The sequence below is a fragment of the Vibrio sp. TAP-3B genome, from assembly GCF_057784735.1.
In genome coordinates, this window is record NZ_CM173495.1 from 2,359,473 (window position 1) to 2,376,364 (window position 16,892).

Consider the following 16,892-nt stretch of genomic DNA (forward strand, 5'->3'; position numbering starts at 1 on the left):
ATAGAAAAAGTAGAGGGTTGATGTTTTGCATCAACCCTCTTTTTTTGCCTATGTTTCACGTGAAACATAACGATGACCAGTGGCTTTCTTTGTTACTTAACCAGAATACGCCGAGTGCCAATCTCGCCATACAGGGTCAAACCCTTTCGCCCGGATCATATCTTCTACTGAACCCGCACTTCGCTCGTCGCTGATTTCAAACTGCTCGAGAGCGACTTCTTCCGTAGCATAACCTCCTGGTTGGGTTTTCGATGCGGCAGACATGCTCGTGATGCCTAACGGTAAAACATTGTCTCGGAACGTTGCTGACTCACGAGTGGATAAAGACAACTCGACTTCTGGATTCAGCAAGCGATATGCGCAAATCAATTGCACCAATTGCTTATCGGTCATTACCGACTTTGGCTGTAATACATTGGCAGAGCTCGAACCTTCACAAGGTCGTAAACGCGGAAAGGAAATCGAGTATCGTGTTTGCCAGTATGTATGCTCTAGGTAATTGAGGTGTGCCGCAACATAAAAACAGTCCGTTCGCCACTCTTCCAAACCAATCAGAGCACCAATACCAATTTTATCAATTCCGGCTCTTGCTAACCTATCGGGCGTTTCTAAGCGATAGCGAAAATTCGTTTTATTACCGCGAAGGTGATGCTGCGCGTAGGTTGATGGATGGTAAGTTTCTTGATACACCATCACCGCGTCCAACCCCAAGCTCTTCAGCTCGGCGTAGTTATCTTGATCTAAAGGCTGAACTTCCATGGCTAAATAATTGAACCGCTGCTTAATCAAAGGCAACATCTCACGAAAGTAGTTCATCCCTACTTTGGTTTCATGCTCTCCTGTGACCAACAATACGCTGTCGAATTTCATACGCTTAATGGCTTCCACTTCAGCGGCAACTTCATCTTTATTCAACGTCCTACGCTTGATGCGGTTTTCCATTGAAAAGCCGCAATAGGTACACGCATTCGCACACACGTTAGAAAGGTACAACGGTATATAAAGCGACATCGTATTACCAAAGCGCTTACGTGTTAGCGCGTAAGATTGTTGTGCCATCTGCTCCAGATAAGGCTCTGCCGCTGGTGAGATCAACGCTTTGAAATCTTCCAAGTCACGTCTAGTTTTACTTAATGCTCGCTCCACATCTTGGGCCGTTTTCGCATAGATCGACATGGAAATGTCATCCCAATTAAGCTGCTTAAACCGTTCATAAAAACTCATGTTATGACTCCACCATTACAGCTCATCCAGAAATGAGGTCAAAGGACTCGACGCCACAGCATGAGAAACCTTGCCAGCAAGTCCCGCTTCATAAGCTAAACGGCCCGACTCAACGGCCAACTTAAATGCCTTCGCCATCGCCACGGGATTGCTCGACGCTGCAATAGCGGTATTCACTAGGACGGCATCGGCGCCCATTTCCATCGCACGCGCCGCATGAGAAGGCGCGCCAATCCCTGCATCCACAACCACTGGAACGTTGGCTTGATCGATAATGATTTCAAGAAAGTCGTGCGATGCGATCCCTTTGTTAGAGCCGATCGGCGCACCTAATGGCATCACAGCCGCACAGCCTACTTCTTCTAAACGCTTACACAAAACAGGGTCCGCATGGCAGTATGGAAGAACAATAAAACCATCACGTACCAACCGCTCAGCGGCTGCAAGTGTCTCAATTGGATCGGGCATCAAGTACTTCGGATCTGGGTGAATTTCCAGTTTTAACCAGTTAGTACCTAACGCTTCTCGCGCTAGTTGTGCAGCAAATACGGCATCTTTAACATTCTTTGCACCCGAAGTGTTCGGCAATAAGTTCACACCCGCTTGTACTAACGGCAGCAAAATATCGTCTTGTTGGTCGTTCACATTTACACGCTTCAACGCCATAGTTGCAAGTTGAGAACCCGACACTTGAATCGCTTCAGCCATTAATCGGCTGTTGGCAAACTTGCCTGTTCCAGTGAACAGTCTTGATTCGAATTGTTTATCACCAATTTTAAGCATCGACGTTAACCCCCTGCGATTGCTTGAAACAAAGAGAGGCTATCTCCCTCGGAAAGGTCTGTGCTCGCCCATTCACTGCGCGGTATCACATAGTTATTAATAGCGAACACACAGCCTATTTCTGGCAGAGAAAATCGCACAATGATCTGCTGTAAGTTCACTCCAACTTCCACTTTGTGTCGCTGTTCATTGATGGTAATCGTCATGTGCTGATTGTCCGCACCTTGAGATGAATTTAGTATTGAATTGTTAGATTTAGATAATGTCATTGCTTTCGACTCTCTATGCTCTGACTTGTATTACTCGTGGCTAGCTCTGTCCACAAACCTGACATTGACGGTCCTTACCTATCGCTAAGTGATTCCAGCTCATCAGTAGACCATCAAAAATATGTAACTGATTCGTCGATACATGGAATGCCCCAGTGGCCAGTTTTTGGATAGCCGCCATTGCTTGATAATTACCAAGCGTTCCAACGACCGGACCAATCACACCACGCTCACTGCACGTTTTAACCTGCTGAAGTTCGTCAAAAGGATATAAGCAACGGTAACAGCCTGAGTCTTTAGACTGATAATCAAACACTGCAAACTGACCTTGCCAACCAATAGCTGCAGCAGAAATGAGTGGCGTGCTTTGCTCAAAACACACTTGATTGATCAGCTGTCTCGTAGGCAGGTTATCGCAGCAATCCAATACTACATCCGCCAACATGACTTCGAGTTGTAGCGGTAATTTATCCAGTCGCTTAGCAATGGTACGCACTTGAACCATGGAATTGAGCGCAGCGAGTTGTTGTGCGGCTGCATCGACTTTGGCCATGCCAAAATCGTGCTCACGATAGATTACCTGCCGCTGTAGGTTACTGTTATCAACGTCATCGTCATCCACCAAAACCAACTTACCAACCCCAGCGCCGGCTAAATACAGACTCGCCGCGCTGCCAAGTCCACCACAACCGACTATCAGTACATGCGACTGGCCTAGCTGAACTTGACCCTTTTCACCCACCTCAGGTACAGCAATCTGACGCTGGTAACGCACAAATTCTTTATCTGTGGGCACTATCGTCTCCCGTCTTGAAGCTTTGATTCAACGAAGTTTCATCAACTGTGCGCTGTTCTTCTGTCATTAAATAAGCAAAGAAGTGAATCACTGATTGTGGAGACTTAGCCAAAGTAATCGCTCGCACGACGGCTAAACTCGACACTCCACATTGCCAAACTTGCGGCGCGTTGGATTGGTCAACACCACCAATAGCCACCGTCGGATAACCAAGCACTTCACTGCCGCTTTCATTACGGTAAGGAATACTATTAATCAACTTTTGGTACAGAGCTAAACGAATAAGCCCTTGTGGCTTTGAAGGCATTTGCTTTGTCGTCGTTGGAAAAATATGCCCGAGGGCAATATAGCTTGGATGGATTTGGACAATACGGAGCAACTCGTAATAACCATGGGTTGATAAGCCCAAGCGAATGCCAGCTTGGCTCAACTCGCTCAGGTTAGACTCTTCAATATCTTCCTGACCAAGATGGACACCAAACGCACCATACTTAATGGCTAGCTCCCAGTAATCGTTAATAAATACCTGCGCGTTGTACTGTTGCCCAAGTTCAATAGCACGCGCCACCTGTTGTTCTAAATCAGGTTGGTCTGGATTTTTGATACGCAGCTGAATGGTATTAATGCCTAATGGCAATAAACGTTCGACCCAAACAACATCATCAACAACCGGATAAAGTCCCAAACGGTTCCTGTTCAACGTTGGAAAACGTAGTTCGTGACCTTTTGTCGCCCAGCCGACTTGCATACCTAAACGCTCATCTTCAAAGACTGGGATTGGAAAATCGGAAAACTCACACGCCCAAGACTGTGAAACCATAGCTTCACCATCAATGGATGTTTCACGTGAAACATTGGTCATGGCACGAGCAAACGTCAGCGCATCCTCGATAGGAAAACCCAAGACTAACAATGTTAAGACCCAAGCCAAATGTAACTCAGGTTTAAAATAATGAGAGGAATCAAACGAACTAGAGAGCGCTCTCACCTCACCGTTGATCGGATGATGCCAGATATCGAGTTGTGCTTGTCGGCTCACCTGCCGATCATCAATACCGATGTAGACGTCTGGAGAGGCTTGTTTAAGGTATTCCTTAACGGACAGCGAGGAGCGATAATAAATTACATGTTCGCTATCATCATTCAAATGATCAGTACAGAGGTCGGTGCTTACGCTCTTAATTTGTTGGTCACAAATAAGCTGAATAGACTGAGTTGGGCTCACACCCAACTCAATCATTTCAATGCTAAAACCCTGCTCTTTCGCCAACAACAAGCACTGCTGAACTAACCCCGTTAATTCAATTAATGATGACGGAATAAGGATTTTCATCATTACTCGTCAACCTCTGCATGTGCGGCTGGATGATATAATTCAGAGCCAGTAGCTCGAAATTCTTCCGACTTTCTGCGCATTCCTTCCAGTGGATCATCTAACATTTTGATAGAAACCGCCTGATCCGCTGCCACTTGCTCGGTGTCTTTCGCGTACTCTCTTACCTCTTGCGAAATCTTCATCGAGCAGAACTTTGGTCCGCACATTGAACAAAAGTGGGCAACTTTGCCCGACTCTTGAGGCAAGGTTTCATCATGGAAAGCGCGAGCGGTTTCTGGGTCGAGTGACAAGTTGAATTGGTCTTCCCAACGGAACTCGAAGCGAGCTTTAGAAAGCGCGTTATCACGAACTTGTGCGCCAGGGTGTCCTTTCGCCAAATCAGCAGCGTGAGCAGCAAGCTTATAGGTGATCATGCCCGTTTTTACGTCTTCTTTATTTGGTAAGCCAAGGTGCTCTTTTGGGGTGACGTAACAAAGCATTGCACAGCCGTACCAACCAATCATGGCAGCGCCAATGCCTGAAGTAATATGGTCATAACCAGGAGCGACGTCTGTCGTCAGTGGACCAAGCGTGTAGAACGGCGCTTCATGGCAGTGCTCTAATTGTTCTTCCATGTTTTCTTTAATCATGTGCATTGGCACGTGCCCTGGCCCTTCAATAATGACCTGAACGTCGTATTTCCACGCTATCTTAGTCAACTCGCCAAGAGTACGAAGCTCAGCAAATTGCGCTTCGTCATTAGCATCGGCAACCGAACCAGGACGCAGACCATCACCGAGAGAAAGTGCCACATCATACTTGGCGCAGATTTCACAGATCTCTCGAAAATGGGTGTACAAGAAGCTTTCTTGGTGATGCGCTAAACACCATTTCGCGATAATAGAGCCGCCACGAGAGACGATGCCAGTAACACGTTTTGCTGTCATTGGTACATAGCGCAGTAGTAAGCCAGCATGGATAGTGAAGTAATCAACACCCTGCTCTGCTTGCTCAATCAAAGTGTCGCGCATCACTTCCCAGTTAAGGTTTTCTGCAACACCATTCACTTTCTCCAGTGCTTGGTACATAGGTACAGTGCCGATCGGAACCGGACTATTACGTAGAATCCATTCTCGAGTTTCATGAATATTGCGACCTGTTGAGAGATCCATGACAGTATCGCCACCCCAGCGTGTCGCCCACACTAACTTCTCAACCTCTTCTTCAATCGAAGAGGTCACCGATGAGTTACCGATATTGGCGTTTACTTTGACCAAGAAGTTGCGGCCAATGATCATTGGCTCTGACTCAGGATGGTTTATATTTGATGGGATAATTGCACGACCTTCAGCAACTTCTTGGCTAACAAACTCTGCAGTGATGTCTTTAGGTAGATTCGCTCCAAAGCTTTGACCCGGATGCTGTTGATTTAGCACTTCATCGCGGTATTGAGCACGCCCCATATTTTCGCGAAGGGCGATATATTCCATTTCAAGGGTAATAATGCCTTTACGAGCGTAATACAATTGGGTCACGCAATGACCATCTTTAGCACGTCGAATACGTGGTAGATTACCGTAACGCAGATCGTCTAGCGTTTCGTCTTCTAAGCGTTCCTTTGTGTACACCGAACTTACTTCATCAAGTAATTCAGTGTCACCGCGCTCTTCAATCCAGCTTTCTCTTAGCTTTGGTAAGCCACTATAAAGGTCAATATCGTAGTTCGGATCAGTATAAACACCTGACGTATCGTAGACTCGGACGGCTTCATTAGGCTCGAAAATAGGCGCTTCTTTTGTGCCACCAATCAAACTATCTGCTAGCGCTATTTCACGCATAGGTACACGAATATCTGGACGTGAACCTTCTACATATACTTTTGTGGAATTTGGGTACGGTTGTACCGAGAGTGTTTCAATGAACTGTTTTGCTTCTAGTCTCGCTTGTTTGCGACTCGACATAGCATTTTTCCTTGCTTTGTTATACTAGATAAAAAGTAATTGGATAAAAATGCTTGGCGGATAGATGCGACAAGAGGAGTCAAATTAAGGCTAAATAAAGCTTAAGTAATTTGCCTATAACAACATTCGACTATTTGATAGGTCAACCAGAAAGAACTCCGGTATAAATATCTTCTCTTGTTCCCTTCGCAGATTCTAATCTGATCAGGTTCAACGGATCCCGAATTAACGGTCTCAGCCTTATGGCACTCCGACAAGTGATATCAGTATATAAAAACGGCTTAGTGAAACCAAGCCGACCTGTTTAATTTTTAACTACTTTGCTAGCTGCGCATCAATAATTGGAAACCGATCCACGCGGCAGAGATGCTAAGCACCACATTTAATAAAATATTTAACCCCATCTTAAAAAATGCACCTTGCTGCATAAGTAAAACATTATCCATAGAAAAGGTAGAAAACGTCGTTAGTGCCCCTAAAAAACCCAAACCAATCACTTGTCGCCAAGGTTCTGTTGCCAACAGTTCATTATCGAAAGCAGCAATCAACAAGCCCATGATAAATGAACCGACCACATTAACGGTTAGCGTACCGTATGGAAAGCCACGCCCCAATAAAATGACACATAGTTCAGATATCAAGTAACGAGAACACGCACCGAAAGCACCACCCAGTGCAATAAAACCAAGAATGGAAAGTTGTCCCATAATTCCCCCAAAGCTTTGATGACGATATTGTAACCAAAACTAAAGCGATATTGATGGTAAAATCTTAGAATTTAGCAATGTATTGCATTTAAAACTCCTCAGCATTTAAAAAATTACAGGAGTCACTTTGCTTCAAGTTCAATACATGATGGTGATAGGTAACCGATGAGCTTTAACTAACAGGGATTCAACAACATTCAATTCAAAGAGAGTAAATAAAACCACTTTGTAAATTTTACAGCACTCTGGGGAAAAACCGATGTCTTACAGAATTGTTGCATCCTATCATTGATACCACCCCGTTCATTCAAGCAGATCATCATTAAAGCTCTTCGACTATCCTTACTTATAAACGAATGTTTGAGATTAACCGCATACTGTCAGGGCTAAAAAGAGACTAGACCATGTAGGTGAATTGTTATGGGCTTAGCCGTATCGACGTGAGCAAAAAGAAAAGTCAGCATAAAATGAGCTTGCTGGCTTTCACCTACTACCAAGACGTCCATTCTTACAATTTAACTCACTAAATTTTTTAACGGAAGCAGAACTCTGTGGTTCAAGCTTTCTTGAAGAAGAATTAGGCCCACCCTTTGCGCTGAACGAGAAATTTGATAAAGCAGTAATTCTCTATTCACAAGATGTATTGGCGAGGCCATAGTTGTGCCTTGGGTCGACAAAGCATCATGAGTGAGCAATCTAAAGCAAATATAAAAGATAACAGCAAGGGCCATCATACTGTTATGATAATGGATGATACTGGTTTGGAGTTGGCGGCGACAGCACATCGAGCGAACCAAAGCTCATTGGTTTATATTGAATATTATTGGAAGGTTGTGCGGCATGAAATCGCTTTCTAGAATGTACTCACTGCTCGTATTGCCAAACTGGTTCGAGAAATTGAGAGACCTAAACAGTTAATTCTTAAATACATCTACTATTTTCATGTATTAGCAATTTTTAAAGTAAAGAAACGAAAAAACCGCTGTAAGAACAGCGGTTTTTCATTAAAAGTGGCGGAGAGATAGGGATTTGAACCCTAGATACGCTATTAACGTATGCCGGTTTTCAAGACCGGTGCTTTCAACCACTCAGCCATCTCTCCACAAATTGTTACTAAAACTTAGTCTTATTTATCATGCTAAATTTTAGTTTTGCTTTCAGAGGCACCTTAATATTAAGGTAAATCCAAAAGCGATAAATAAAGCCTGGCGATGTCCTACTCTCACATGGGGAAACCCCACACTACCATCGGCGCTATTTCGTTTCACTTCTGAGTTCGGCATGGAAGTCAGGTGGGGCCAAAACGCTATGGTCGCCAAGCAAATTCTTTTTTAACTACCGCCAACGCGATAATTAATAATCTGGAAAGCTGTTTCAGTTCTTAACACAATCAAGTTTTCTTGTATTGAGCCCATCAAAACCCCTTGGGTGTTGTATGGTTAAGCCTCACGGGCAATTAGTACAGGTTAGCTCAATGCCTCGCAGCACTTACACACCCTGCCTATCAACGTCGTAGTCTACGACAACCCTTTAGGATACTTAAAGTATCAGGGAGAACTCATCTCAAGGCTCGCTTCCCGCTTAGATGCTTTCAGCGGTTATCGATCCCGAACTTAGCTACCGGGCAATGCGTCTGGCGACACAACCCGAACACCAGAGGTTCGTCCACTCCGGTCCTCTCGTACTAGGAGCAGCCCCTTTCAATTCTCCAACGCCCACGGCAGATAGGGACCGAACTGTCTCACGACGTTCTAAACCCAGCTCGCGTACCACTTTAAATGGCGAACAGCCATACCCTTGGGACCGACTTCAGCCCCAGGATGTGATGAGCCGACATCGAGGTGCCAAACACCGCCGTCGATATGAACTCTTGGGCGGTATCAGCCTGTTATCCCCGGAGTACCTTTTATCCGTTGAGCGATGGCCCTTCCATTCAGAACCACCGGATCACTATGACCTGCTTTCGCACCTGCTCGAATTGTCATTCTCGCAGTCAAGCGGGCTTATGCCATTGCACTAACCACACGATGTCCAACCGTGTTTAGCCCACCTTCGTGCTCCTCCGTTACGCTTTGGGAGGAGACCGCCCCAGTCAAACTACCCACCAGGCACTGTCCTCACCCCCGATGAGGGGGCTAAGTTAGAACATCGACACTACAAGGGTGGTATTTCAAGGTTGCCTCCACACATACTGGCGTACGTGCTTCAAAGGCTCCCACCTATCCTACACATGTAGGGTCAATGTTCAGTGCCAAGCTGTAGTAAAGGTTCACGGGGTCTTTCCGTCTAGCCGCGGGTACACTGCATCTTCACAGCGATTTCAATTTCACTGAGTCTCGGGTGGAGACAGCGTGGCCATCATTACGCCATTCGTGCAGGTCGGAACTTACCCGACAAGGAATTTCGCTACCTTAGGACCGTTATAGTTACGGCCGCCGTTTACCGGGGCTTCGATCAAGAGCGTCGACCGAAGTCTAACCCCATCAATTAACCTTCCGGCACCGGGCAGGCGTCACACCGTATACGTCATCTTACGATTTTGCACAGTGCTGTGTTTTTAATAAACAGTTGCAGCCACCTGGTATCTGCGACTCCTAGTAGCTCCATCCGCAAGGGACTTCACCGCCAAGAGCGTACCTTCTCCCGAAGTTACGGTACCATTTTGCCTAGTTCCTTCACCCGAGTTCTCTCAAGCGCCTTGGTATTCTCTACCCGACCACCTGTGTCGGTTTGGGGTACGATTCCATCAAATCTGAAGCTTAGAGGCTTTTCCTGGAAGCATGGCATCAATGACTTCACATCCGTAGATGCTCGACGTCGTGTCTCAGCCTTAAAAAGAGCCGGATTTACCTAACTCTTCAGCCTACGCACTTGAACCTGGACAACCGTCGCCAGGCCCACCTAGCCTTCTCCGTCCCCCCATCGCAATTTGATTGAGTACGGGAATATTAACCCGTTTCCCATCGACTACGCCTTTCGGCCTCGCCTTAGGGGTCGACTCACCCTGCCCCGATTAACGTTGGACAGGAACCCTTGGTCTTCCGGCGTGGAGGTTTTTCACCCCCATTATCGTTACTCATGTCAGCATTCGCACTTCTGATACGTCCAGCGTGCCTTACGACACACCTTCAACCGCTTACAGAACGCTCCCCTACCCAATACTCAAAGAGCATTGCCGCAGCTTCGGTTTACTACTTAGCCCCGTTACATCTTCCGCGCAGGCCGACTCGACCAGTGAGCTATTACGCTTTCTTTAAATGATGGCTGCTTCTAAGCCAACATCCTGGCTGTCTGAGCCTTCCCACATCGTTTCCCACTTAGTAGTAATTTGGGACCTTAGCTGGCGGTCTGGGTTGTTTCCCTCTCCACGACGGACGTTAGCACCCGCCGTGTGTCTCCCGGATAGTACTTACTGGTATTCGGAGTTTGCAAAGGGTTGGTAAGTCGGGATGACCCCCTAGCCTTAACAGTGCTCTACCCCCAGTAGTATTCGTCCGAGGCGCTACCTAAATAGCTTTCGGGGAGAACCAGCTATCTCCAGGTTTGATTGGCCTTTCACCCCTAGCCACAAGTCATCCGCTAATTTTTCAACATTAGTCGGTTCGGTCCTCCAATTGATGTTACTCAATCTTCAACCTGCCCATGGCTAGATCACCTGGTTTCGGGTCTATATCCAGAGACTAAGTCGCGCAGTTAACACTCGCTTTCGCTACGGCTCCCCTAGATGGTTAACCTTGCCACTGAATATAAGTCGCTGACCCATTATACAAAAGGTACGCAGTCACACCACGAAGGTGCTCCTACTGCTTGTACGTACACGGTTTCAGGTTCTATTTCACTCCCCTCACAGGGGTTCTTTTCGCCTTTCCCTCACGGTACTGGTTCACTATCGGTCAGTCAGTAGTATTTAGCCTTGGAGGATGGTCCCCCCATATTCAGACAGGATATCACGTGTCCCGCCCTACTCGATTTCACTGCATATGCGTCGTCAGTTACGGGGCTATCACCCTGTATCGCCAAGCTTTCCAGCTTGTTCACCTGACGCCTATAAAGCTTAAGGGCTAGTCCAATTTCGCTCGCCGCTACTTTCGGAATCTCGGTTGATTTCTTTTCCTCGAGGTACTTAGATGTTTCAGTTCCCCCGGTTCGCCTCGCTACGCTATGTATTCACGCAGCGATACTTACTTATGTAAGTGGGTTTCCCCATTCGGAAATCCCAGACTCAAGTGGCTTTTACTGCCTAATCTGGGCTTATCGCAAGTTAATACGTCCTTCATCGCCTCTGACTGCCAAGGCATCCACCGTGTACGCTTAGTCACTTAACCATACAACCCGAAGGAGTTTCGAGTTGATGTTCAAATCACCAAAGTTGTCTCTCATTATTTGAATGAGCGAGAGACATTTCGATTTTGCCGGACTCAATTTCGAATAATCACTGTAATAGTGATATTCCCAAGAACACTTGAATGTGTTGTTTTGGTGTTTATCTTAAAGATAAACATTGAGAACTTTATTTGATAACAACGTTGTTGTTATCAGTCAGCTTTCCAAATTGTTAAAGAGCAATTATAGCTCGAAGCTTTCGCTTCTAAACCATCAATCTGTGTGAACACTCATCGCAATAATCTTTCGTATAAGGAGGTGATCCAGCGCCAGGTTCCCCTAGCGCTACCTTGTTACGACTTCACCCCAGTCATGAACCACAAAGTGGTAAGCGTCCCCCCGAAGGTTAAACTACCTACTTCTTTTGCAGCCCACTCCCATGGTGTGACGGGCGGTGTGTACAAGGCCCGGGAACGTATTCACCGTGGCATTCTGATCCACGATTACTAGCGATTCCGACTTCATGGAGTCGAGTTGCAGACTCCAATCCGGACTACGACGCACTTTTTGGGATTCGCTCACCATCGCTGGCTCGCCGCCCTCTGTATGCGCCATTGTAGCACGTGTGTAGCCCTACTCGTAAGGGCCATGATGACTTGACGTCGTCCCCACCTTCCTCCGGTTTATCACCGGCAGTCTCCCTGGAGTTCCCGACATTACTCGCTGGCAAACAAGGATAAGGGTTGCGCTCGTTGCGGGACTTAACCCAACATTTCACAACACGAGCTGACGACAGCCATGCAGCACCTGTCTCAGAGCTCCCGAAGGCACACCAGAATCTCTTCCGGCTTCTCTGGATGTCAAGAGTAGGTAAGGTTCTTCGCGTTGCATCGAATTAAACCACATGCTCCACCGCTTGTGCGGGCCCCCGTCAATTCATTTGAGTTTTAATCTTGCGACCGTACTCCCCAGGCGGTCTACTTAACGCGTTAGCTCCGAAAGCCACGGCTCAAGGCCACAACCTCCAAGTAGACATCGTTTACGGCGTGGACTACCAGGGTATCTAATCCTGTTTGCTCCCCACGCTTTCGCATCTGAGTGTCAGTATCTGTCCAGGGGGCCGCCTTCGCCACTGGTATTCCTTCAGATCTCTACGCATTTCACCGCTACACCTGAAATTCTACCCCCCTCTACAGTACTCTAGTCTGCCAGTTTCAAATGCTATTCCGAGGTTGAGCCCCGGGCTTTCACATCTGACTTAACAAACCACCTGCATGCGCTTTACGCCCAGTAATTCCGATTAACGCTCGCACCCTCCGTATTACCGCGGCTGCTGGCACGGAGTTAGCCGGTGCTTCTTCTGTCGCTAACGTCAAAGAATACCGCTATTAACGATATCCCCTTCCTCACGACTGAAAGTACTTTACAACCCGAAGGCCTTCTTCATACACGCGGCATGGCTGCATCAGGCTTGCGCCCATTGTGCAATATTCCCCACTGCTGCCTCCCGTAGGAGTCTGGACCGTGTCTCAGTTCCAGTGTGGCTGATCATCCTCTCAGACCAGCTAGGGATCGTCGCCTTGGTGAGCCCTTACCTCACCAACTAGCTAATCCCACCTAGGCATATCCCGACGCGAGAGGCCCGAAGGTCCCCCTCTTTGGCCCGTAGGCATTATGCGGTATTAGCCATCGTTTCCAATGGTTATCCCCCACATCAGGGCAATTTCCTAGGCATTACTCACCCGTCCGCCGCTCGACGCCCAACAAATCACCCGAAGGCTCAATGTTGCCGTTTCCGCTCGACTTGCATGTGTTAGGCCTGCCGCCAGCGTTCAATCTGAGCCATGATCAAACTCTTCAATTTAAGATTTTGTCGGCTCAACGAATACTGACTTCAAAACTACAAACGTAATTTTAAAGCTATTATCGTTCCAACAGAACGATAATGAATTGACTGTGCCAAGATTAAACAAGTTAATCTCGATTGGTCACTCAGTTCATTGAAACCATATTTGAAGCAAAAGCTTCTAATTTGATTATCATCAACGAGTGCCCACACAGATTGATAGGTCTATATTGTTAAAGAGCTTGGCTTTCAGTGCCTTAGCACTTAAGCGAGGTGCGTATAATACGCTTCCCACTTTGAAAGTCAACATAAAATTCTAAACAAATTTAGAACTCTATGGTGACTTGCTTAACGAATAAGCAAAGTCGAGATTAAAGCCTGGCGATGTCCTACTCTCACATGGGGAAACCCCACACTACCATCGGCGCTATTTCGTTTCACTTCTGAGTTCGGCATGGAAGTCAGGTGGGGCCAAAACGCTATGGTCGCCAAGCAAATTCTTTTTAACTACCGCCAACGCAGTAATTAATAATCTGGAAAGCTGTTTCAGTTCTTAACACAATCAAGTTTTCTTGTATTGAGTCCATCAAAACCCCTTGGGTGTTGTATGGTTAAGCCTCACGGGCAATTAGTACAGGTTAGCTCAATGCCTCGCAGCACTTACACACCCTGCCTATCAACGTCGTAGTCTACGACAACCCTTTAGGATACTTAAAGTATCAGGGAGAACTCATCTCAAGGCTCGCTTCCCGCTTAGATGCTTTCAGCGGTTATCGATCCCGAACTTAGCTACCGGGCAATGCGTCTGGCGACACAACCCGAACACCAGAGGTTCGTCCACTCCGGTCCTCTCGTACTAGGAGCAGCCCCTTTCAATTCTCCAACGCCCACGGCAGATAGGGACCGAACTGTCTCACGACGTTCTAAACCCAGCTCGCGTACCACTTTAAATGGCGAACAGCCATACCCTTGGGACCGACTTCAGCCCCAGGATGTGATGAGCCGACATCGAGGTGCCAAACACCGCCGTCGATATGAACTCTTGGGCGGTATCAGCCTGTTATCCCCGGAGTACCTTTTATCCGTTGAGCGATGGCCCTTCCATTCAGAACCACCGGATCACTATGACCTGCTTTCGCACCTGCTCGAATTGTCATTCTCGCAGTCAAGCGGGCTTATGCCATTGCACTAACCACACGATGTCCAACCGTGTTTAGCCCACCTTCGTGCTCCTCCGTTACGCTTTGGGAGGAGACCGCCCCAGTCAAACTACCCACCAGGCACTGTCCTCACCCCCGATGAGGGGGCTAAGTTAGAACATCGACACTACAAGGGTGGTATTTCAAGGTTGCCTCCACACATACTGGCGTACGTGCTTCAAAGGCTCCCACCTATCCTACACATGTAGGGTCAATGTTCAGTGCCAAGCTGTAGTAAAGGTTCACGGGGTCTTTCCGTCTAGCCGCGGGTACACTGCATCTTCACAGCGATTTCAATTTCACTGAGTCTCGGGTGGAGACAGCGTGGCCATCATTACGCCATTCGTGCAGGTCGGAACTTACCCGACAAGGAATTTCGCTACCTTAGGACCGTTATAGTTACGGCCGCCGTTTACCGGGGCTTCGATCAAGAGCGTCGACCGAAGTCTAACCCCATCAATTAACCTTCCGGCACCGGGCAGGCGTCACACCGTATACGTCATCTTACGATTTTGCACAGTGCTGTGTTTTTAATAAACAGTTGCAGCCACCTGGTATCTGCGACTCCTAGTAGCTCCATCCGCAAGGGACTTCACCGCCAAGAGCGTACCTTCTCCCGAAGTTACGGTACCATTTTGCCTAGTTCCTTCACCCGAGTTCTCTCAAGCGCCTTGGTATTCTCTACCCGACCACCTGTGTCGGTTTGGGGTACGATTCCATCAAATCTGAAGCTTAGAGGCTTTTCCTGGAAGCATGGCATCAATGACTTCACATCCGTAGATGCTCGACGTCGTGTCTCAGCCTTAAAAAGAGCCGGATTTACCTAACTCTTCAGCCTACGCACTTGAACCTGGACAACCGTCGCCAGGCCCACCTAGCCTTCTCCGTCCCCCCATCGCAATTTGATTGAGTACGGGAATATTAACCCGTTTCCCATCGACTACGCCTTTCGGCCTCGCCTTAGGGGTCGACTCACCCTGCCCCGATTAACGTTGGACAGGAACCCTTGGTCTTCCGGCGTGGAGGTTTTTCACCCCCATTATCGTTACTCATGTCAGCATTCGCACTTCTGATACGTCCAGCGTGCCTTACGACACACCTTCAACCGCTTACAGAACGCTCCCCTACCCAATACTCAAAGAGCATTGCCGCAGCTTCGGTTTACTACTTAGCCCCGTTACATCTTCCGCGCAGGCCGACTCGACCAGTGAGCTATTACGCTTTCTTTAAATGATGGCTGCTTCTAAGCCAACATCCTGGCTGTCTGAGCCTTCCCACATCGTTTCCCACTTAGTAGTAATTTGGGACCTTAGCTGGCGGTCTGGGTTGTTTCCCTCTCCACGACGGACGTTAGCACCCGCCGTGTGTCTCCCGGATAGTACTTACTGGTATTCGGAGTTTGCAAAGGGTTGGTAAGTCGGGATGACCCCCTAGCCTTAACAGTGCTCTACCCCCAGTAGTATTCGTCCGAGGCGCTACCTAAATAGCTTTCGGGGAGAACCAGCTATCTCCAGGTTTGATTGGCCTTTCACCCCTAACCACAAGTCATCCGCTAATTTTTCAACATTAGTCGGTTCGGTCCTCCAATTGATGTTACTCAATCTTCAACCTGCCCATGGCTAGATCACCTGGTTTCGGGTCTATATCCAGAGACTAAGTCGCGCAGTTAACACTCGCTTTCGCTACGGCTCCCCTAGATGGTTAACCTTGCCACTGAATATAAGTCGCTGACCCATTATACAAAAGGTACGCAGTCACACCACGAAGGTGCTCCTACTGCTTGTACGTACACGGTTTCAGGTTCTATTTCACTCCCCTCACAGGGGTTCTTTTCGCCTTTCCCTCACGGTACTGGTTCACTATCGGTCAGTCAGTAGTATTTAGCCTTGGAGGATGGTCCCCCCATATTCAGACAGGATATCACGTGTCCCGCCCTACTCGATTTCACTGCATATGCGTCGTCAGTTACGGGGCTATCACCCTGTATCGCCAAGCTTTCCAGCTTGTTCACCTGACGCCTATAAAGCTTAAGGGCTAGTCCAATTTCGCTCGCCGCTACTTTCGGAATCTCGGTTGATTTCTTTTCCTCGAGGTACTTAGATGTTTCAGTTCCCCCGGTTCGCCTCGCTACGCTATGTATTCACGCAGCGATACTTACTTATGTAAGTGGGTTTCCCCATTCGGAAATCCCAGACTCAAGTGGCTTTTACTGCCTAATCTGGGCTTATCGCAAGTTAATACGTCCTTCATCGCCTCTGACTGCCAAGGCATCCACCGTGTACGCTTAGTCACTTAACCATACAACCCGAAGGAGTTTCGAGTTGATGTTCAAATCACCAAAGTTGTCTCTCATTATTTGAATGAGCGAGAGACATTTCGATTTTGCCGGACTCAATTTCGAATAATCACTGTAATAGTGATATTCCCAAGAACACTTGAATGTGTTGTTTTGGTGTTTATCTTAAAGAT

Annotated in this window: 7 protein-coding genes, 1 tRNA gene, 5 rRNA genes and 1 riboswitch; all 13 genes read right to left on the minus strand. The window is 47.5% G+C overall.

What is annotated here, in order from left to right:
* Nucleotides 1-96 precede the first annotated feature (96 nt).
* The gene (gene thiH, locus AC3D28_RS11135) at nt 97-1,224 is read right to left on the minus strand and encodes a 2-iminoacetate synthase ThiH (RefSeq protein WP_488534781.1); all 1,128 of its coding nucleotides are present in this window, start codon (nt 1,222-1,224) and stop codon (nt 97-99) included.
* 15 nt (nt 1,225-1,239) lie between these two features.
* Complete coding sequence (locus AC3D28_RS11140; protein WP_488534782.1) at nt 1,240-2,007, minus strand: thiazole synthase; 768 nt, start codon at nt 2,005-2,007, stop codon at nt 1,240-1,242.
* 5 nt (nt 2,008-2,012) lie between these two features.
* Nucleotides 2,013-2,276 (minus strand): sulfur carrier protein ThiS, encoded by a 264-nt coding sequence (gene thiS / locus AC3D28_RS11145; protein WP_098413417.1) that lies wholly within the window; start codon nt 2,274-2,276, stop codon nt 2,013-2,015.
* Between the two features lie 40 nt (nt 2,277-2,316).
* The gene (locus tag AC3D28_RS11150) at nt 2,317-3,072 is read right to left on the minus strand and encodes a HesA/MoeB/ThiF family protein (RefSeq protein WP_488534783.1); all 756 of its coding nucleotides are present in this window, start codon (nt 3,070-3,072) and stop codon (nt 2,317-2,319) included.
* On the minus strand, nt 3,059-4,408 hold the full coding sequence (locus tag AC3D28_RS11155) for a thiamine phosphate synthase (protein ID WP_488534784.1): 1,350 nt from the start codon (nt 4,406-4,408) through the stop codon (nt 3,059-3,061). Before AC3D28_RS11155 ends, AC3D28_RS11150 begins: the two co-directional genes overlap by 14 nt.
* Nucleotides 4,408-6,348 carry a phosphomethylpyrimidine synthase ThiC gene (gene thiC / locus AC3D28_RS11160; RefSeq protein WP_488534785.1) on the minus strand — a complete coding sequence of 647 codons (1,941 nt, stop codon included), beginning with the start codon at nt 6,346-6,348 and terminating at the stop codon, nt 4,408-4,410. The genes AC3D28_RS11155 and thiC overlap by 1 nt, the downstream gene beginning before the upstream one ends.
* 164 nt (nt 6,349-6,512) lie before the next feature.
* Nucleotides 6,513-6,611, minus strand: a riboswitch (TPP riboswitch).
* A gap of 60 nt (nt 6,612-6,671) precedes the next feature.
* Nucleotides 6,672-7,055 carry a fluoride efflux transporter CrcB gene (gene crcB, locus AC3D28_RS11165; protein ID WP_488534786.1) on the minus strand — a complete coding sequence of 128 codons (384 nt, stop codon included), beginning with the start codon at nt 7,053-7,055 and terminating at the stop codon, nt 6,672-6,674.
* Nucleotides 7,056-8,066: 1,011 nt separating this feature from the next.
* Nucleotides 8,067-8,157, minus strand: a tRNA-Ser gene (locus AC3D28_RS11170).
* A 101-nt stretch (nt 8,158-8,258) separates the two neighbouring features.
* A 5S ribosomal RNA gene (rrf, locus tag AC3D28_RS11175) occupies nt 8,259-8,375 on the minus strand.
* Between the two features lie 115 nt (nt 8,376-8,490).
* A 23S ribosomal RNA gene (locus tag AC3D28_RS11180) occupies nt 8,491-11,380 on the minus strand.
* A gap of 309 nt (nt 11,381-11,689) precedes the next feature.
* Nucleotides 11,690-13,242 (minus strand): 16S ribosomal RNA (locus AC3D28_RS11185).
* Between the two features lie 358 nt (nt 13,243-13,600).
* Nucleotides 13,601-13,717 (minus strand): 5S ribosomal RNA (rrf, locus tag AC3D28_RS11190).
* Between the two features lie 114 nt (nt 13,718-13,831).
* Nucleotides 13,832-16,721, minus strand: a 23S ribosomal RNA gene (locus AC3D28_RS11195).
* The 16S, 23S and 5S rRNA genes sit together here with 1 tRNA gene alongside, the layout of an rRNA operon.
* Between the last annotated feature and the right edge of the window lie 171 nt (nt 16,722-16,892).

Coding starts and splice junctions, on each gene's coding strand:
- crcB (WP_488534786.1), bottom strand. CDS start 7,055: ATGGGACAACTTTCCATTCTTGGTTTTATTGCACTGGGTGGTGCTTTC.
- thiH (WP_488534781.1), bottom strand. CDS start 1,224: ATGAGTTTTTATGAACGGTTTAAGCAGCTTAATTGGGATGACATTTCC.
- AC3D28_RS11155 (WP_488534784.1), bottom strand. CDS start 4,408: ATGATGAAAATCCTTATTCCGTCATCATTAATTGAATTAACGGGGTTA.
- thiS (WP_098413417.1), bottom strand. CDS start 2,276: ATGACATTATCTAAATCTAACAATTCAATACTAAATTCATCTCAAGGT.
- thiC (WP_488534785.1), bottom strand. CDS start 6,348: ATGTCGAGTCGCAAACAAGCGAGACTAGAAGCAAAACAGTTCATTGAA.
- AC3D28_RS11140 (WP_488534782.1), bottom strand. CDS start 2,007: ATGCTTAAAATTGGTGATAAACAATTCGAATCAAGACTGTTCACTGGA.